The organism is Leisingera sp. SA215 (genome assembly GCF_055902035.1).
Map to the genome: position 1 here is coordinate 148,615 of NZ_JBVVXU010000008.1, position 17,714 is coordinate 166,328.

Annotated in this window: 15 protein-coding genes; 9 read left to right on the forward strand and 6 right to left on the reverse strand. The window is 61.7% G+C overall.

The features are described 5' to 3' along the window. The first annotated feature begins 88 nt into the window (after window positions 1-88). Window positions 89-292 (forward strand): hypothetical protein, encoded by a 204-nt coding sequence (locus AC0KW6_RS11030; RefSeq protein ID WP_474034897.1) that lies wholly within the window; start codon window positions 89-91, stop codon window positions 290-292. 400 nt (window positions 293-692) lie between these two features. Next, window positions 693-1,682: a complex I NDUFA9 subunit family protein gene (locus tag AC0KW6_RS11035; RefSeq protein ID WP_474034898.1), complete on the forward strand. Its 990-nt coding sequence runs from the start codon at window positions 693-695 to the stop codon at window positions 1,680-1,682. 62 nt (window positions 1,683-1,744) lie between these two features. Here the strand turns inward: AC0KW6_RS11035 and AC0KW6_RS11040 are convergent, their stop codons facing one another. Beyond that, window positions 1,745-2,551, reverse strand: coding sequence for an undecaprenyl-diphosphate phosphatase (locus tag AC0KW6_RS11040; protein WP_474034899.1), 807 nt, complete (start codon window positions 2,549-2,551; stop codon window positions 1,745-1,747). 242 nt (window positions 2,552-2,793) lie between these two features. Between AC0KW6_RS11040 and AC0KW6_RS11045 the strand changes: the two genes are divergently transcribed. The 7 genes from AC0KW6_RS11045 (at window position 2,794) to AC0KW6_RS11075 (ending at window position 14,067) form a co-directional block, all read left to right on the forward strand. Continuing rightward, a complete protein-coding gene (locus tag AC0KW6_RS11045; RefSeq protein ID WP_474034900.1) occupies window positions 2,794-4,233 on the forward strand; it encodes an NAD(P)-dependent oxidoreductase in 1,440 nt (479 codons plus the stop codon). A gap of 109 nt (window positions 4,234-4,342) precedes the next feature. Beyond that, window positions 4,343-4,777, forward strand: coding sequence for a GFA family protein (locus tag AC0KW6_RS11050; protein WP_323776959.1), 435 nt, complete (start codon window positions 4,343-4,345; stop codon window positions 4,775-4,777). After that, a complete protein-coding gene (gene gltB / locus AC0KW6_RS11055) occupies window positions 4,774-9,306 on the forward strand; it encodes a glutamate synthase large subunit (RefSeq protein ID WP_474034901.1) in 4,533 nt (1,510 codons plus the stop codon). The genes AC0KW6_RS11050 and gltB overlap by 4 nt, the downstream gene beginning before the upstream one ends. A 99-nt stretch (window positions 9,307-9,405) precedes the next feature. Further along, window positions 9,406-10,143, forward strand: coding sequence for a monofunctional biosynthetic peptidoglycan transglycosylase (mtgA, locus tag AC0KW6_RS11060; RefSeq protein ID WP_323775660.1), 738 nt, complete (start codon window positions 9,406-9,408; stop codon window positions 10,141-10,143). A gap of 65 nt (window positions 10,144-10,208) precedes the next feature. Further along, window positions 10,209-10,874, forward strand: a complete 666-nt coding sequence (gene fzlA / locus AC0KW6_RS11065; protein ID WP_323775661.1) for an FtsZ-binding protein FzlA — start codon at window positions 10,209-10,211, stop codon at window positions 10,872-10,874. A gap of 76 nt (window positions 10,875-10,950) precedes the next feature. Next, window positions 10,951-11,988, forward strand: a complete 1,038-nt coding sequence (queG, locus tag AC0KW6_RS11070) for a tRNA epoxyqueuosine(34) reductase QueG (protein ID WP_323775662.1) — start codon at window positions 10,951-10,953, stop codon at window positions 11,986-11,988. A 72-nt stretch (window positions 11,989-12,060) separates the two neighbouring features. Then, the gene (locus AC0KW6_RS11075) at window positions 12,061-14,067 is read left to right on the forward strand and encodes a hydantoinase/oxoprolinase N-terminal domain-containing protein (RefSeq protein ID WP_474034902.1); all 2,007 of its coding nucleotides are present in this window, start codon (window positions 12,061-12,063) and stop codon (window positions 14,065-14,067) included. A gap of 150 nt (window positions 14,068-14,217) precedes the next feature. On the opposite strand, the gene msrA is transcribed toward AC0KW6_RS11075, so the two are convergent. From msrA to AC0KW6_RS11100, 5 genes are all read right to left on the reverse strand, one after another. Next, the gene (gene msrA, locus AC0KW6_RS11080; RefSeq protein WP_323775664.1) at window positions 14,218-14,733 is read right to left on the reverse strand and encodes a peptide-methionine (S)-S-oxide reductase MsrA; all 516 of its coding nucleotides are present in this window, start codon (window positions 14,731-14,733) and stop codon (window positions 14,218-14,220) included. Further along, window positions 14,730-15,179: a peptide-methionine (R)-S-oxide reductase MsrB gene (msrB, locus tag AC0KW6_RS11085; protein ID WP_323775665.1), complete on the reverse strand. Its 450-nt coding sequence runs from the start codon at window positions 15,177-15,179 to the stop codon at window positions 14,730-14,732. Before msrB ends, msrA begins: the two co-directional genes overlap by 4 nt. A 106-nt stretch (window positions 15,180-15,285) precedes the next feature. Next, window positions 15,286-15,849, reverse strand: a complete 564-nt coding sequence (locus AC0KW6_RS11090) for a DUF4202 domain-containing protein (RefSeq protein WP_474034903.1) — start codon at window positions 15,847-15,849, stop codon at window positions 15,286-15,288. Between the two features lie 110 nt (window positions 15,850-15,959). Next, window positions 15,960-16,865 (reverse strand): DMT family transporter, encoded by a 906-nt coding sequence (locus AC0KW6_RS11095; RefSeq protein ID WP_474034904.1) that lies wholly within the window; start codon window positions 16,863-16,865, stop codon window positions 15,960-15,962. A 60-nt stretch (window positions 16,866-16,925) separates the two neighbouring features. Further along, window positions 16,926-17,549, reverse strand: a complete 624-nt coding sequence (locus AC0KW6_RS11100) for a LysE family translocator (RefSeq protein WP_474034905.1) — start codon at window positions 17,547-17,549, stop codon at window positions 16,926-16,928. Window positions 17,550-17,714 lie beyond the last annotated feature (165 nt).

The window sequence follows — 17,714 nt, forward strand, 5'->3', positions numbered from 1 at the left end:
ACGGAAAACCATCTTAATTCCAGCTTCGGCTTGAATGCCGGTCCCGTTCAACTCAACGCTAAGTGAGAAAGTCCATCTTAAACGCAACATGGGTCAGGAAACTTGCCCAGGCCTGCTGTGTTGCGTTGTTTCAGTCCGGGCCCAGCGTGTCGGCGAGGGCACCAGTAAAACTGTCTATGAAGCCATGGAAATGGGCGTCTTACACCTCAAGTCAGCGGTGCTTTTCACCCTGCTGCTGCAGGAGCTAATCCAGCCGCTCGAAATCATCCTGCGCTTCGGCGATATGGGATAGCAAGCCGAGAATTTTTCCTCTTTCTGGGTCAGATTGTCAGGAAACAGGCTCCGGGTATCCGGGCCGGCGGCAAAGAATTCTGCGTAGAATGGCGGTACAAAGGCTACGATATTCATCCGTACGCTTTTAAAGCATTGCCGGATCAGTTCTTTGTCCTGCTCGCTTATCATTGGAGCCAAGCCCCTGAACAGGTTAAGAAACAAAGGTGTTTTTGCTGCATCGCTTCATACTGGCAATGAAGGGTTGCAAGCGGGATTGACCAACCTGCCGAACCCGCGGGAATCTGTTAACGGCTCCTGTAGTTTTCGACCCCAATGGGGCCGCAGCTCTCGTTTTGCTCCTTGTTCGGCGTCCCTTGCGGCGCTAGAGCTTAGGGGCAGCTAAGTTCAGGAGCCAAATGATGTCCAAACTGGTCACGATCTATGGCGGATCCGGTTTCGTGGGCCGCTACATTACGCGGCGCATGGCCAAGGAAGGCTGGCGCGTGCGGGTGGCTGTGCGTCGTCCCAACGAAGCCATACATGTAAAGCCTTACGGCGTTCCGGGCCAGGTTGAGCCAGTGTTCTGCAACATCCGCGATGAAATGTCTGTAGCCATGGTGATGCAGGGCGCGGATGCGGTGGTGAACTGTGTCGGCGTCCTGAATGAAGTGGGAAAGAACACATTTGGCACTATCCATTCCGAAGGCGCGGACCGTATCGCGCGCATTGCTTCGCAGCAGGGCGTGTCCAGCTTGGTGCATATCTCGGCGATAGGCGCTGATGCCGATGGGCCCAGTGATTATGCCAAGACCAAAGCCGCGGGAGAAGCCGCGGTGCTGCAGAGCTTTCCAGGTGCAGTGATTCTGCGCCCCTCGGTAATCTTTGGAACCGAGGATGGATTTTTCAACCGCTTTGCCGGCATGACCCGGCTATCGCCGATCCTGCCGATTGCGGCGGGCTCCACCAATTTCCAGCCGGTATTTGTGGATGATGTGGCCAAAGCCGCGGCCAAGGCGGCACTGGGATTGGCTGAAGGCGGCATCTACGAACTTGGCGGTCCCGAGGTCAAAAGCTTCCACACGCTGATGGCGCAGATGCTGCAGGTGATCCACCGCCGCCGCTTGATCTTGTCGCTGCCGCGCCCTGCCGCGTGGCTGGTGGCCTTTGGGTTCGACATGCTGCAGGCGGCCAGCTTCCAGCTGATTGAGAATAAGGTGCTGACACGCGACCAGTTGCGGAGTCTGAAGGCCGACAATGTGGTGTCGGAGGGCGCCAAGGGATTTGGAGATCTAGGTATCACCCCCGTGACCGTAGGGTCGGTTCTGCCTGATTACCTGTGGAAATTCCGCCCCTCCGGCCAGTACGACGAGATGACCAGTTCGGCTCGGAATTTGCGTAACGGTGCCTGATAACTTTGCCGGTTCAAGGGGGTGAATGCGCGGGGATTTCTCCGCGCTTTTTCGTTTCAGCCTCAGCTGCCGTAGGCGATGGACAGAAGAACAGCGCCCAGGATCACCCGGTAGATCACATAAGGGGTGAAACTGACTGAGCGCAGCAGCCGCATCATCAGGCTAAGTGCGGCCAGCGCCGACAACATCGCCAGAGCCGCAGCAATCCCTGCGTCCCGCATCAGCGCGGTATTGGCTTCCAGTGCGGCTTCGGTGCCCAGCAGCACGCCGGAGGCGATGATGGTCGGGATCGACATCAACATGGCAATGCGGGCGCCGTCCTCGCGGGTATAGCCCAGTTGGCGCGCGCCGGTGATGGTGATGCCCGAGCGCGAAGTACCGGGGATCAGTGCCAGCATCTGCCAAAGACCCATGATCAGGGCATCGCGGATGCCCCAGTCGCTGGATTGTTTGATCTGAGCACCTTTCTGATCGGCCCAATACAGAACCAGCCCGAAGCCCAGCATGGTCCAGCCGATTACTGCCATTGACCGCAAAGAATGGCTGAGGCCGGTGAAATGCAGCATCGCGCCGAACAGGACAGTGGGGATGGTGGCGATAATCAGACCCATGGCAAGTTTGGATCCGGGGGTGTCCAGTCGACCGGTCAGGGCGCGGGGCAGACCCGCAAGGCCTTCACGCACATCACGCCAGAAGAAGATCAGCACCGCGGCCAGGGTGCCGACATGCACAGCAACGTCAATCACCTGTCCTTGATCCTTGAGCCCTGTCAATCCGGGCAGCAGAATCAGGTGGCCGGAGGAGGATACAGGCAGGAATTCGGTAATACCTTGGATAAGCGCAACCAGGACCAGTTGGAAAAGCGGCATCCTGTAATCATCCCTCACTGGCCGCGGGCGGGCCGTAAACTGTCGTGACTCTGTATAAATCCCGGCTCCGGTTTGGAAAGCGGATATTAAGGTCCGGTTCGGTCTTAAAAATTCTGTACATTTCTGAAAAACAGGGTATCAGAAATCAAGCGCTGGCAAAATAGGTCAGCAAAGTTGACATAAAAGCGTAACCGTACCTGCAAAGGTGCCTGCGCAGCCAGACAAACGATGGAGTCCAGCCCGTGGCCAAGCAACCGATGCTGAAATTCGTGCAGATCGAACGCGACATGCCTCAAAAGCGTGACGCAAGTGTACGCAAGGAAGACTTCAATGAGATCTACGCAGAGTACGCAGCTGCCAAGGCCGAGGAGCAGGCCAGCCGCTGCAGCCAGTGCGGTGTGCCTTATTGCCAAAGCCACTGCCCGCTGCACAACAATATCCCGGACTGGCTCCGCCTGACTGCGACCGGCCGTTTGGAAGAGGCCTATGCCGCCAGCCAGGCCACCAATACCTTTCCCGAGATCTGCGGCCGCATCTGCCCGCAAGACCGCTTGTGCGAAGGCAATTGCGTGATCGAGCAGTCAGGTCATGGCACCGTGACCATCGGTTCGGTTGAGAAATACATCACCGACACCGCCTGGGACAACGGCTGGGTGAAACCCGCAGCGCCCTTGGCCGAGCGCAGCGAGAGCGTCGGCATCATCGGCGGCGGCCCCGGCGGTCTGGCGGCGGCGGACATGCTGCGCAAGGCGGGCGTGCAGGTCACCGTTTATGACCGCTATGACCGGGCCGGCGGGCTGCTGATGTACGGCATCCCCAGCTTCAAGCTGGAAAAGGACGTGGTTGAGCGCCGCAACAAGTTGCTGGCGGACGGCGGCGTTACCTTCAAGCTGAACTGCAATGTCGGCGAGGACATCACGTTCGAGGACATCCGCGCCCAGCATGATGCGGTGATTATTGCCACCGGCGTCTATAAATCGCGTGATCTGGCGATGCCGGGCAGCGGTTCGGAAGGCATCGTCAAGGCGATCGACTTCCTGTGCGCGTCGAACAAAAAGAGCTTTGGCGATGAGGTTGCCGAATTCGACAATGGTGACCTGAATGCCGAAGGCAAGAAGGTCGTGGTGATCGGCGGCGGCGATACTGCAATGGACTGTGTGCGGACCTCGATCCGCCAGGGCGCAACCAGCGTCAAATGCCTGTACCGCCGCGACCGTGCCAATATGCCTGGTTCCCAGCGCGAGACCCAGAACGCCGAGGAAGAAGGCGTGATCTTCGAATGGCTGTCAGCGCCCAAGGGCTTTACCGATGAAGGCGGCAAAGTTGCCGGCGTGATGGTGCAGAAAATGCGCTTGGGTCAACCGGATGCTTCAGGCCGCCAGGCACCGGAAGTGATCGAAGGCGCGGACTACGTCGAAGAGGCCGACTTGGTCATCAAGGCGCTGGGCTTTGAGCCGGAAGAACTGCCCGTTCTGTGGAACCAGCCGGAGCTGCCGGTGACCCGCTGGGGCACCGTCAAGGCAGCCTTCAAGACCGGCGCGACCGATTTGGACGGCGTCTATGCGGTGGGTGACATCGTGCGCGGCGCTTCGCTGGTGGTCTGGGCGATCAAGGACGGCCGCGACTGCGCTGAAGCGATCCTCGAGAAACTGAACAGCAAAGCCGCGGTGGCGGCGGAATAACCCGGCACCTCCTGTACACCGTCTGTGCACCCCCTGTGCACTGGCGGAGCAGCGAGCGAACCGCAGCAAGGTCAATACTACTGACCCAGCCAGCAGAAGGACAATGGACATGAGCGAATTGCAGGGACAATGCATGTGCGGCGCGGTGACCGTCACCGCCACCCCGGCGCGCGAGTCCATTTCCGCCTGCCATTGCGAGATGTGCCAGCGCTGGGCCAGCGGTCCTTACCTGAGCTTTCAGGCGGCCAGCGGCTATGCGGCGCTGGGGCCGGTGCATACATATGAATCCTCCGGCTGGGCCGAGCGTGCGTTCTGCGGCAAATGCGGATCGGCGCTGTGGTACAGGATGACCGCAGGAGAACATAAGGGCCAGACGCAGATGTCGGCTGGCCTGTTTGAAAACGCAGGCGGCAATGAGTTGCGCCTGGAACTTTACATCGACAAGAAGCCAGCGGGCTACGCCTTCGACAGCAAAAGCCGGAAACTGACCGGCGCCGACGTGATCGAGATGTTTGCCCCCTCCGTAGAAGGAACCAGCCAATGACCAAATATGATGCCGATTGGGTGCGCGCCGAGGAAGCCAAGCGCAAGTGGATGGCTGAAAACGGCCTGTATTCCGAGGAGGAAGAGCATTCTTCCTGCGGCGTGGGCCTGGTGGTCTCGGTTGACGGCAAGAAAAGCCGCAAGGTGGTTGAGGCCGGCATTGATGCGCTGAAGGCGATCTGGCATCGCGGCGCGGTCGATGCGGACGGCAAGACCGGCGACGGCGCGGGCATCCATGTGCAGATCCCGGTTCCGTTCTTCTATGACCAGATCCGCCGCACCGGCCACGAGCCGCGCCAGGATGAGCTGATGGCCGTGGGACAGGTGTTCCTGCCGCGCACGGACTTTGGTGCGCAGGAACGTTGCCGGACCATCGTGGAAACCGAAGTTCTGCGTATGGGGTATTCGATCTATGGCTGGCGCCATGTGCCGGTGGATGTGGCCTGCCTGGGTGAGAAGGCCAATGCGACCCGCCCGGAGATCGAGCAGATCCTGATTTCCAACGCCAAAGGCGTGGATGAGGAAACATTCGAGCGTGAACTGTATGTGATCCGCCGCCGGATCGAGAAGGCGGCTAATGCCGCGGCGATCTCGGGCCTTTATATTGCATCGCTCAGCTGCCGCTCGATTATTTACAAAGGGATGATGCTGGCCGAGCAGGTTGCAGTGTTCTATCCGGACCTGATGGACGCGCGGTTCGAAAGCGCCTTTGCGATCTATCACCAGCGGTATTCCACCAACACCTTCCCGCAGTGGTGGCTGGCGCAGCCGTTCCGCATGCTGGCCCACAACGGTGAGATCAACACGCTGAAGGGCAATCTGAACTGGATGAAGAGCCATGAGATCCGCATGGCGTCGGCGACTTTTGGCGACCATGCCGAGGACATCAAGCCGATCGTGCCGGGCGGTGCATCGGACTCGGCGGCACTGGACGGCGTGTTTGAGGTACTGGTGCGCGCGGGCCGTTCTGCGCCGATGGCGAAGACCATGCTGGTGCCGGAAAGCTGGTCCAAGCAGGCAGTGGAGCTGCCGCAGGCCTGGCGTGACATGTATTCCTACTGCAACTCGGTGATGGAACCCTGGGACGGCCCCGCGGCGCTGGCGATGACCGACGGCCGCTGGGTCTGCGCGGGCCTGGACCGAAATGGTCTGCGTCCGATGCGCTATGTGGTGACCGGCGACGGGCTGGTGATTGCGGGTTCCGAGGCCGGCATGGTGCCGATTGACGAGGCTTCCGTGATTGAAAAGGGCGCCTTGGGGCCGGGTCAGATGCTGGCAGTCGACATGCAGAAGGGCAAACTGTTCAACGACCAGCAGATCAAAGACAAACTGTCCCGGGCGTTGCCGTTTGGCGATTGGGTCAAGCGGATCAACGATCTGGACACCACCCTGGCCAGCGCGTCCGAGCAGCCGCTGTTTACCGGTGAAGAGCTGCGCCGCCGTCAGGTTGCTGCAGGGTATACCATTGAGGAACTGGAGCAGATCCTGGCGCCGATGGCCGAGGACGGCAAGGAATCGCTTGCTTCGATGGGCGACGACACGCCTTCTGCGGTGCTCTCCAAGATGTACCGCCCGTTGAGCCATTTCTTCCGCCAGAACTTCAGCCAGGTGACCAACCCGCCGATCGACTCACTGCGTGAATACCGGGTGATGTCGCTGAAGACCCGGTTCGGTAACCTGAAGAACGTTCTGGACGAGGACAGCTCGCAGACCGAGATCATCGTGCTGGAAAGCCCCTTTGTGGGCAATGCCCAGTGGGACATGCTGGTGCAGCAGTTCAACGCGCCGTTGGCCGAGATCGATTGCAGCTTTGCTCCGGGCCGCGGATCGCTGAGTGCAGCGCTGGAGCGGATCCGGGGAGAGGCTGAGGAGGCGGTGCGCTCAGGTGCGGGCCACATCGTGCTGACCGATCAGTACTCGGATGCGGGCAAGGTGGCGATGCCGATGATTCTGGCGACCTCCGCCGTGCATTCGCATCTGACCCGAAAAGGGTTGCGGACCTTCTGTTCGCTGAACGTGCGCTCCGCCGAGTGCGTCGATCCGCATTACTTTGCAGTGCTGATCGGCTGCGGCGCCACCGTGGTGAACGCCTACCTGGCCGAGGATTCGCTGGCCGACCGCATTGATCGCGGGCTGCTGGACGGAAGTCTTACCGAAAATGTCGCCCGCTACCGCGAGGCTATCGACCAGGGTCTGTTGAAGATCATGGCCAAAATGGGGATCTCGGTTGTGTCCTCCTATCGCGGTGGACTGAACTTTGAGGCCGTGGGCCTGTCTCGCGCCATGTGTGCCGAGTATTTTCCGGGCATGACCAGCCGCATTTCCGGCATTGGTGTGACCGGTATCCAGACCAAGGCGGAGGAGATCCACGCCAAGGCCTGGAAGACGCAGGAAGGGATCCTTCCGATCGGCGGTTTCTACAAGGCGCGCAAATCGGGCGAGACCCACGCCTGGGAAGCGACCTCGATGCATATGATGCAGATGGCCTGCAACCGCGCGTCTTACGAGCTGTGGAAGCAGTATTCAGCCAAGATGCAGTCGAACCCGCCGATCCACCTGCGCGACCTGTTGCAGATCAAGCCAATGGGCAACGCTGTGCCGATTGAGGAAGTGGAATCGATCACCTCCATCCGCAAGCGGTTTGTGACCCCGGGCATGTCCTTGGGCGCGCTGAGCCCCGAGGCGCACAAGACGCTGAATGTGGCGATGAACCGCATCGGCGCCAAGTCGGACTCGGGCGAGGGCGGCGAAGATCCAGCGCATTTCGTGCCGGAACCGAACGGCGATAACCCGTCGGCGAAGATCAAGCAGGTGGCCTCGGGCCGGTTTGGCGTCACCGCCGAATACCTCAACCAGTGCGAAGAGCTGGAAATCAAGGTGGCGCAGGGCGCCAAGCCCGGTGAGGGCGGCCAGCTGCCGGGCATGAAGGTCACCGACCTGATTGCCCGCCTGCGCCACTCGACCAAGGGTGTCACCCTGATCTCGCCGCCGCCGCATCACGATATCTACTCGATCGAGGATCTGGCCCAGCTGATCTATGACCTGAAGCAGATCAACCCGCGCTGCAAGGTGACGGTCAAGCTGGTGGCGTCTTCCGGCGTTGGTACCATTGCGGCCGGCGTGGCCAAGGCAAAAGCCGACGTGATCCTGATTTCGGGCCACAATGGCGGCACCGGGGCGTCGCCTGCGACCTCGATCAAATATGCGGGCCTGCCGTGGGAGATGGGCCTGACGGAAGCGCATCAGGTGCTTGCGATGAACAACCTGCGCGAGCGGGTGACCTTGCGCACCGACGGCGGCCTGCGCACCGGCCGCGATATTGTCATGGCCGCAATGCTGGGCGCCGAGGAATACGGCATTGGCACCGCGGCGCTAATCGCTATGGGCTGCATCATGGTGCGCCAGTGCCAGTCCAACACCTGCCCGGTTGGCGTCTGCACCCAGGACGAAGCGCTGCGCGGCAAGTTCACCGGAAATGCGGATAAAGTGGTGAACTTGATCACTTTCTATGCGCAGGAAGTGCGGGAGATCCTTGCCGCCATCGGTGCGCGCTCGCTGGACGAGGTGATCGGCCGCGCCGACTTGCTGACGCAGGTGTCGCGCGGATCGGCGCATCTGGATGATCTGGATCTGAACCCGCTGCTAATCACCGTCGATGGCTCTGCCAGCATCGTCTATAACCGTGACAAGGACCGCAATGCGGTGCCGGACACGCTGGATGCGGAGATCGTGCGCGATGCCGCCCGCTTTTTGCAGGACGGCGAGAAGATGCAGCTGTCTTATGCGGTGCAGAACACCCATCGCACTGTGGGCACCCGCACCTCCAGCCATATCGTGCGCAACTTCGGTATGCGGAACTCGTTCCAGCCGGATCACCTGACGGTGAAGCTGCAAGGGTCTGCCGGGCAGTCGCTGGGCGCTTTTGCAGCACCGGGGTTGAAGCTGGAAGTGTCGGGCGATGCGAATGACTATGTCGGCAAGGGCCTGTCAGGCGGCACCATTGTGGTGCGTCCGCCGCAGGTGAGCCCGCTGAAAGCGTCTGAGAACACCATCATTGGCAATACTGTTCTGTACGGTGCGACGGACGGTTACCTTTTCGCGGCAGGCCGTGCAGGTGAGCGGTTCGGCGTGCGCAACTCGGGTGCCTCGGTTGTAATCGAAGGCTGTGGTGCCTGCGGCTGTGAGTACATGACCGGGGGTGTGGCGGTGATTTTGGGGTCGATCGGCGCCAATTTCGGCGCGGGCATGACCGGCGGAATGGCGTATCTTTATGATCCCGACGGCAAGGCGCAGACCATGATGAACATGGAATCTCTGGTCACCTGCCGGTTGACCATGGCGCATTGGGAAGCGGAGCTGAAAACCCTGATCGCCCGCCACTTGGAGGAAACCGGAAGCCAGAAGGCCGCAGAGATCCTCCAGCACTGGGACATCGAGAAGGCTAATTTCCTGCAGGTTTGCCCGAAGGAGATGCTCGACAAACTCGCGCATCCTGTGATGCAGGAACAGGCGGCTGTTCCGGCAGAGTAAGCCGATCTAAAGACTTGAATACAGACCCCGCAGGCGAATGCTTGCGGGGTTTGCTTTTTGGCGGTTGGTTACCAGGGGCATGCTGGCCTATAGAGGGGCATGGCAAAGGCTGTTGCAAAAAATAAGAGAGCCAAGAGCAGTAAGAAGGCGGCAAAGCTGAAAGTTCAGCCCCTGCGCTGGCTTCGGCGCTGGCTATTGCGGGCGCTTCTGGCCGTGGCGGCGGTGTTCCTTTTCCTTATCCTGCTGTTTTCGGTGGTGAATCCGCCGGTCACCCATACCATCTGGGCTGAGCAGCGCCGTTTGGGTGAGGTCGACCGGATGTGGGTTCCGCTTGAGGAAATCGCCCCGGTGCTGACGCGTTCGGTGGTGGCCGCCGAGGATGCGCAGTTCTGCCGCCACTGGGGTTTTGATGCCCGCGCTATCCAGGCAGCGATTGAGGCGGGCGGCACCCGCGGCGGTTCGACCATTTCGCAGCAAGTGGTCAAGAATGTGTTCCTGTGGCAGGGCCGCAGCTGGCCACGCAAAGTGCTGGAGACGCTGCTGACCCCGGCGGTCGAGGCGGTCTGGAGCAAGAAGCGCATTCTTGAGGTTTATTTGAACGTGGCCGAAATGGATGAGGGAGTATTTGGCGCCGAGGCTGCGGCGCGCAAGTATTTCGGAGTCGGCCCCAACGAGCTCAGCGCGCGGCAGGCGGCGTTGATCGCCGCTGTGCTGCCCGATCCCAAGGACCGCTCCGCCCGCCGCCCCAGCAGATTTGTCCAGCGCCGTGCCGCACAGATTGCCGATGGGGCGGCCACCATTCGCGCAGATGGCCGGGCCGCCTGTTTCGAGGATTGAATCTTTCTGCTGGCCAAGGCATTGCTGGTCCATCCACTGTAATTTTTTGGAGACCCTCTGTAGCCATGGCGCGCCTTTATCACGTTCCCCTGTCCCCGTTTTGCCGCAAGGTGCGGCTGTCACTGGCGGAAAAGAAAATCGAGGTGGAACTGGTCGAGGAGCGCTATTGGGAGCAAGATGCTGATTTCCTGCGCCGCAACCCGGCGGCAAAGATTCCGGTGATCCGGCTGGATGGCAAGATGATGGCCGAAAGCGCGGCGATCTGCGAATATCTGGAAGAAACCCGGCCTGAGCCAGGCTTGATGCCCCGCGATGCGGAGGGCCGCTATGAAATGCGCCGGCTGGTCAGCTGGTTTGATGACAAGTTCCACAGCGAGGTGACCTCGAAGCTGCTGTATGAGCGGGTGAACAAGAAAATCACCGGCGAAGGCTATCCTGACAGCCGCAATGTGAAGGCCGGCGCCAAGGCGATTAAGTACCACCTGGATTACATGGCCTGGTTGCTGGACCACCGGCGCTGGCTGGCGGGGGACATGATGACGCTGGCGGATTTTGCCGCCGCGGCGCATCTATCGTCGCTGGATTATATCTCGGATGTGGATTGGAACCGCTCGGCAGTGGTCAAGGACTGGTACGCCAAGATCAAGTCGCGGCCGGCATTCCGTTCGATCCTGGCGGATCAGGTGCCCGGGTTCCGGCCGCCGCCGCATTACACCGACTTGGATTTCTGATAGGACTTAACAGGGGCGCTGCCCCTCTTGGGCCTTTGGCCCAATTCACCCCGGAGTATTTGGGACCAGAAAGAAGATGAGTGCTGCGTTGAAAGAACGGCTGGTGTCCCAGGCGCTGGCGGAGGGGTTTGTCTCTTGCAGAATATGCCGCCCGTGGAATGTGCCGCAGGTTCCTGCGCGGCTGCAGGCGTTTCTGGACGCTGGATATCACGGGCAGATGGGCTGGATGGCAGAACGGACCGCATGGCGCGGCGATCCGGCGCAGCTGTGGCCCGAAGCGCGTTCGGTGATCATGCTGGCGGAAAGCTATACGCCGGAAGAGGACCCGATGGCGGTTGTGGGGCAATCGGACCGGGGCGCAGTTTCGGTCTACGCTCGCAACAAAGACTATCACGATCTGGTCAAGAAACGGCTGAAGCGGCTGGCGCGCTGGCTGATTTCAGAGGCCGCCGAGCCTTGTGAGGTGAAGGTGTTTGTGGACACCGCGCCGGTTCCGGAAAAAGCGCTGGGCATGGCGGCGGGCCTGGGCTGGCAGGGCAAACACAGCAATCTGGTAAGTCGGGACTGGGGCAACTGGGCCTTTTTAGGGTCTGTTTTTACCACGTTGAAACTGCCTGCGGATGCGGCTGAGCCGGACCGTTGCGGGTCGTGCCGGGCTTGTCTGGACAGCTGTCCGACGGATGCCTTTCCGGCGCCTTACCAGGTTGATGCGCGGCGCTGCATTTCCTATCTCACCATTGAGCACAAAGGGCCGGTAGAGGAAGAACTGCGCGCCAAGCTGGGCAACCGGATCTATGGCTGCGATGACTGTCTGGCGGCCTGCCCCTGGAACAAGTTTGCCGTTGCAGCAAGCGACATGCGTTATGCTGCGCGGGACGAGCTTCGGGCGCCGAAACTAGCGGAACTGGCCGCCTTGGATGATGCGGAGTTCCGGGCGAAGTTTGCTGGTTCTCCTATCAAGCGGATCGGGCGCGACCGGTTTGTACGCAATGTCTTGTATGCGATTGGAAATTCCGGCTTGCCGGAACTGCGAAAGGCGGCGCGGGGCCTGACGCAGGATCCGGATGCAGCGGTGGCAGATGCGGCGGCTTGGGCGGTTCAAAGGCTTTCGTGACGCAAACAGGATGGACGCGGCGCAAATAGGCGTTAGACCCGTTCCGGCGAACAGAAGCGGAAAGGACCAGGCATGGCGCTTTTGCTGGGTGTGGATACAGGCGGAACCTATACAGATGCGGTGCTGGTCCGCGACGAAAAGGAGGTGATCGCCACCGCCAAGTCGCTGACAACGCGCCAGGATCTGGCAATCGGCGTGGGCGGCGCGATCCGCGCGGTGCTGAACCAATCCGGTGTGGCGCCGGAGCAGGTATCGCTGGCCGCACTCTCCACCACGCTGGCCACCAATGCGCTGGTTGAGGGCCAGGGCGGCCGGGTGGCACTGATCTATATTGGGTTTTCCGAAAACGACCTGGACCGGCACGGTCTGAAGGATGCCCTGAAGGGCGACCCGGCGCTGGTGCTGGCGGGCGGTCACACCTATGCGGGCAGTGAGGCGGCACCGCTGGATGCTGGGGCCCTGGAAGCGTTCTTGCAAACCGAAGGGCCGGGGGTGACGGGGTTTGCGGTGGCTGGTGTTTTTGCCACCCGCAACCCGGCGCATGAGATTGAGGCCGCACGTATTATCCAGGAAATGACTGGTGCGCCGGTGACCTGTTCGCACCAGTTGTCGGCCAAGCTGAATGGCCCCAAGCGGGCGGTGACAGCGGTGCTGAATGCGCGGCTGATCGGGATGATCGACCGGCTGATCGGCCGGGCGCAGGACACGCTGCGGGATCTGGGCATCGAGGCCCCGATGATGGTGGTGCGCGGTGATGGGGCGCTGATGAGCGGCGAACAGGCTCGGGAGCGGCCGATTGAAACGATCCTGTCGGGGCCCGCGGCATCGATCGTGGGCGCGCGTTGGATGACAGGTGTTGAGCATGCGCTGGTCAGCGACATTGGCGGCACCACCACCGATGTGGCGCTGATCAAGGATGGCAAGCCGGCGATTGATCCGGCAGGCGCGCGGGTCGGCGCGTTCCGCACCATGGTAGAGGCGGTGGCGATGCGCACCACAGGCCTTGGCGGTGACAGCCAGGTGCATCTGACCACCAGCGGCCTCGCGGGCGGTTTGACGCTTGGCCCGCGCCGCGTGGTTCCGGTCTCGCTGATCGCCTCGGAGGCGCCGGAAGTGGTGCATGCAGCGCTGGACGCGCAATTGCGTGCCAGTACCATCGGCGAGCATGACGGGCGATTTGTTCGCGCGGTGCCGGGCGTGCCGGTCGCGGGCCTCAGCGAGCGGGAGGCGGGACTGCTGGCGCGGATCGGGATGCATGTGCATCCTCTGGGGCAAATCTTGCGCACCCGGATGGAGCATGGCTCGCTGAACCGGCTGGTGGATCGCGGGCTGGTGCAGGTGTCGGGGGTGACGCCGTCAGATGCCAGCCACGTTCTGGGCCGGGCTGATGCCTGGGATCGGGAAGCGGCGGAGAAGGCGCTGACGGTTTTCGCTCGCCGCCGGGTGGGCAGCGGCGACATGGTGGCAAAGGATGCCGCGGGGCTGGCGCAGATGATCATCGATCAGCTGACCGAACAAACCGCTCTGACCCTGTTAGAGTCTGCTTTTTCTGAAGAAACCGAGAGTTTCGGCCTGCCAGAAAACGAGTTGGCGCGGCATGTGTTGATGCAGCGCGCGCTGGCGGGTCACCGCGGGTTGGTTGCGATGCAAGCATCGGTGAATGTGGATGTGGTGGGGCTTGGCGCCTCTGCGCACAGTTACTACCCCGCGGTGGGCGAGCGGTTGCACTGCAACATGATCCTGCCCGAGCATGCAGGGGTCGCCAATGCGATTGGCGCCGTAGTCGGCAGGATCACTATGCGGCGCAGCGGAACCGTGACCGTCCCCGCTGAGGGCAAATTCCGCGTCCATCTCGAAAGCGGGCCGGTGGATTATCAAGCATCCGGCGAGGCGCTGAATGCGTTGGAGGCGGCCCTTGCCGCGGAGGCGCGCGGCGCGGCGGAAGAGGCCGGCGCGAAAGATATCCATGTGCATGTGGAGCGTGATATACGCACGGCGCAGGTGGAGGCGCGGGAGGTGTTTGTCGAAGGCACGCTGACAGTAGAAGCCAGCGGGCGCCCGCGGGTGGCGCACGGTTGAAGGCGGTTAGAGTGAAGCGGGTTTTGCAGGAAAATCCGCTGCCTCCGGCGGGGATACTTTTGACCGGAAAGACGGCGTTGACCGGGACAGATGCCGCGCAAGAAAAGCCCCGCCGGTACGGGCGGGGGATGAAAGTGCCTATGTTTGGCTCTATTCCGCAGCAGCGCCCCGTTTAGGCAGCACCCAATCGGGGCGCGCGAAATGGCAGGTATAACCGCCCGGCAGCCGCTGCAGGTAGTCCTGGTGCTCGGGCTCGGCTTCCCAGAAATCGCTCTGGGATTCCAATTCGGTGACAACCTTGCCGGGCCAGATACCGGAGGCATCGACATCGGCTATCGTGTCCTCGGCCACAGCCTTTTGGACCTCATCCGTATAATAGATCGCCGAGCGGTAGCTGGCGCCCAGATCATTGCCTTGACGGTTCAGCGTGGTCGGGTCGTGGATCTGGAAAAAGAACTCCAGTATCTCCCGGTATGACGTGACGGCAGGGTCGAAGATGATCTCGATGCCTTCGGCGTGGGTACCGTGGTTCTTGTAAGTGGCGTTGGGGACATCGCCGCCAGTATAACCGACGCGGGTGCTGATGATGCCGGGACGCTTGCGGATCAGTTCCTGCATGCCCCAGAAACAGCCGCCTGCCAGGACGGCGCGTTCAGTTGTGCTCATTTTCCGGCCTCCACTTGATTGATGTAGGCGCCATAGCCCTCTGCTTCCATATCGTCCAGGTGGACAAAGCGCAGCGACGCCGAGTTGATGCAGTAGCGCAGGCCGCCGCGGTTCATCGGACCGTCGGGGAAGACATGGCCGAGGTGGCTGTCGCCATGGGTGGAGCGGACTTCGGTGCGGATCATGCCGAGGGTGCGGTCCTCCAGCTCCTGCACATGCGCGGTCTCAATAGGTTTGGTGAAGCTGGGCCAGCCGCAGCCGCTCTCGTATTTGTCCGAGGAGGCAAACAGCGGTTCGCCCGATACGATGTCCACATAAATGCCCGGCGCCTTGTTGTGCAGCAGCTTGCCGGTACCGGGACGCTCGGTGCCCGCATTCTGGGTCACATAATATGCTTCCTCCGAAAGGGCGGCAATGGCGTCCGGCGTCTTGGTGTATTTGGTCATGGTGTCCTCCCGCCTGTTCGCGTTGCTGCAGAACATGGGGTGTGCGGGTGCAAATGCAAAGCCCTGTTTCAGGCGGCTCGCAAAGCCGTGTGCCGGGGGGGGCTGGTCAGGTGGCGAAGGCGCCGGCCAGATCTCCGGACAGGTCGAACTCTGTCAGCACCCGGGCGCGGGCCGCCGGCGACATTTTGCGGGCGGTTTTCTCGACGATGCGCTGCACCTTGTCCGCCGGGTGTTTGGCGGCGAAGGGGGCAAAATACCACTTCAGGAAGACAAAGCAAATGATGTCCTCCAGTGCCTGCACCTGATCGTCGCGCTTAATGCCTTCCTTGCGCAGCATCCTGGCGGCGGCGTCTGTATCGTCTGGGCCATAGCCTGCCTCCTGCATCAGGTCTGTGACCACCCGAACATGGTGTTCAGCTTCGGCCTTGCGCCAGGCGAGATAGCCGGCGCGGCCTTCAGGGAAGCTGCTGCGTTGCAGCTTCCAGCGTTCCACATGCTGGCCGCGGGCGGCGATCTGCAGTGCGTCAGGCGCATCGGGGAACAGGCGCAGCTGCTGTTCGCTCATACGTTGGCCGTAAAGCAGTGCGGCGGGCTGCCCGTCTTCCTGGTTGGGATCCTGGGTGTTGGCGGCGTCGATGGCCGCAAGCACTTTGGTCAATTGCGCGCTCATGCCGCGTCCTCCTGCTGGGTCTCTGTGGATCAGAGTAAAGCGGAAGCGCGGACCGTTGCAACGGTCCGCGCGCCGTCCGGCGTGCCGGGCCCAACCGGCATAAACCGGCGTCAGCCCGGTTTTGCCACGCGGGACAGGTCCGTTGGCGGCGCGGCGGGCTGGCGGGCAAGCTGAACAGCGAGAATACCAACAGTGACAATGGCCACGCCCAGCACATCCATCGGACCGAGTTTTTCACCCAGCAATACACTGGCCACGGCGACACCAAAAACCGGGTTGAGGAAGTGGAAGGTGGCGGCCTGCACCGCGCCGATGCGGTTTAGCAGCATCACCCAGATAAGGGTGGCCATCAGGCCCGGCACCACTGTGGTATATGCAAAGGCCAGCGTCAGCCGCAGGGTGGGGCGAACAAAAATCTCCTCGGTCAACGGGGCGGCCGCAAATAGGATGGCGGAGCCGATTAGCATCTGCAGCCCCACCACCATCATGAAGTTGCCACCTGACGTGGCGCCGCGCAGGGCAAGCGTCGCCGCGGTCAGCGCCAGTACGCCTATCACGCAGAGGAATACCCCGAACATGTCGACGCCGGCACTAAGACGGGTGCCCATGATCATTGCCACGCCGAGGATGCCTGCCGCCAGCCCGGCATAACCTAGCGGGCGCAGACGTTCACCGAACAACGCCCAGCCCGCCAGCGCGACCAGCAACGGCATGGTGGAGGCGATGATCGCGGCCAGCGAGGCCTCGATCCACTGCATGGCAACGAAGTTCAGGCCCAAATATAGGGCGTTCTGGCAGATGCCGAAGATCACTGTGGCGCGCCACTGGCCCGGCGTCAGCCGCCAGTTTTGACCGATGGCACGGGCAATGGCGACGCCGATCAGGCCGGAAATCAGGAACCGGACGGCAAGCGAGAACAGCGGTGAGGCATCCTGCACGATGATCCGTGCTGACGTGAAGGCCGAAGACCACATCAGGGCAAAAGCCAACCCCATGGCAATGGCGCGTCCATCCATCGTGATTTCCTCTCTGTTGCTGCGGACTTTCCGGACATTGTGCCAGAGGGTCAAGGCATGTCAGTTCAGCCTGGCCGCAAAAATCTGCCAGCTGGCGGTGGCAAAGGCGGCGGCAAAGACCGCCTCGAATCCGCGGCGCAGGCGCAGATACATCCGGGCGGCTGCGGCGCTGGAGAACAACAGTGCGTACCCATGGAAGATCAGCGCGCTTTGAACTGCAATAGCGCCCATGACGGTCAGCAGCTCCGACAGCGGGCTGCCGGGCGGCAGAACAATGGCATACAGGGCGCCGAAAAATAGCGCCGCCTTGGGGTTGGTCAGGTGCAGCGCCAGCCCCTTGGCATAAGCGACGCGCAAGGCAGGTGTTGGTGCTGTGCGCAGTACTGGAGTTTTAGGAGACAGGGCTGAGCGGGCTGACCGAACCGCGAGATACATCAGGTATCCGGCCCCGATGTACCGGACGGCTTCAAATAGCCAGGCATTGGCCAGCATCACTGCACCAAGGCCGAAAGCGGCCGAAACAGACCAGATCAACGAGCCGGAGCAAACTCCTGCGGCCAGTGCCAGCCCCGGTTTGCGGCCATGCTGCATCGCGGTGCCTGCAATGGTGAGCGTGGCGGGGCCAGGGGTGGCGGCGCCCAAAAACGCCGCGCCAAGGATCAGCGTCAGGTTCACGTCAGTCATGCGGCAGCCCTCCTCCGGCGTGACGGCAGGGTGCGCTTGAAGAGCGGTGTTGGCAAGCAGCAACGCTGCCACCGCGGGCGAAGCTTTCCCGCAGCCGGAAAACACCCGGGCAAAAGAAAAGGGCCGCCCGCGAAGGGCAGCCCTGGAACCGTCTGGCTGTTAGCT

Bases quoted from the DNA above. Each gene is read 5' to 3' on its own strand.
- AC0KW6_RS11030 (WP_474034897.1), top strand. From the start codon at position 89: ATGGGTCAGGAAACTTGCCCAGGCCTGCTGTGTTGCGTTGTTTCAGTC.
- AC0KW6_RS11035 (WP_474034898.1), top strand. From the start codon at position 693: ATGTCCAAACTGGTCACGATCTATGGCGGATCCGGTTTCGTGGGCCGC.
- AC0KW6_RS11040 (WP_474034899.1), bottom strand. From the start codon at position 2,551: ATGCCGCTTTTCCAACTGGTCCTGGTTGCGCTTATCCAAGGTATTACC.
- AC0KW6_RS11050 (WP_323776959.1), top strand. From the start codon at position 4,343: ATGAGCGAATTGCAGGGACAATGCATGTGCGGCGCGGTGACCGTCACC.
- gltB (WP_474034901.1), top strand. From the start codon at position 4,774: ATGACCAAATATGATGCCGATTGGGTGCGCGCCGAGGAAGCCAAGCGC.
- mtgA (WP_323775660.1), top strand. From the start codon at position 9,406: ATGGCAAAGGCTGTTGCAAAAAATAAGAGAGCCAAGAGCAGTAAGAAG.
- fzlA (WP_323775661.1), top strand. From the start codon at position 10,209: ATGGCGCGCCTTTATCACGTTCCCCTGTCCCCGTTTTGCCGCAAGGTG.
- queG (WP_323775662.1), top strand. From the start codon at position 10,951: ATGAGTGCTGCGTTGAAAGAACGGCTGGTGTCCCAGGCGCTGGCGGAG.
- AC0KW6_RS11075 (WP_474034902.1), top strand. From the start codon at position 12,061: ATGGCGCTTTTGCTGGGTGTGGATACAGGCGGAACCTATACAGATGCG.
- msrA (WP_323775664.1), bottom strand. From the start codon at position 14,733: ATGAGCACAACTGAACGCGCCGTCCTGGCAGGCGGCTGTTTCTGGGGC.
- msrB (WP_323775665.1), bottom strand. From the start codon at position 15,179: ATGACCAAATACACCAAGACGCCGGACGCCATTGCCGCCCTTTCGGAG.
- AC0KW6_RS11090 (WP_474034903.1), bottom strand. From the start codon at position 15,849: ATGAGCGCGCAATTGACCAAAGTGCTTGCGGCCATCGACGCCGCCAAC.
- AC0KW6_RS11095 (WP_474034904.1), bottom strand. From the start codon at position 16,865: ATGGATGGACGCGCCATTGCCATGGGGTTGGCTTTTGCCCTGATGTGG.
- AC0KW6_RS11100 (WP_474034905.1), bottom strand. From the start codon at position 17,549: ATGACTGACGTGAACCTGACGCTGATCCTTGGCGCGGCGTTTTTGGGC.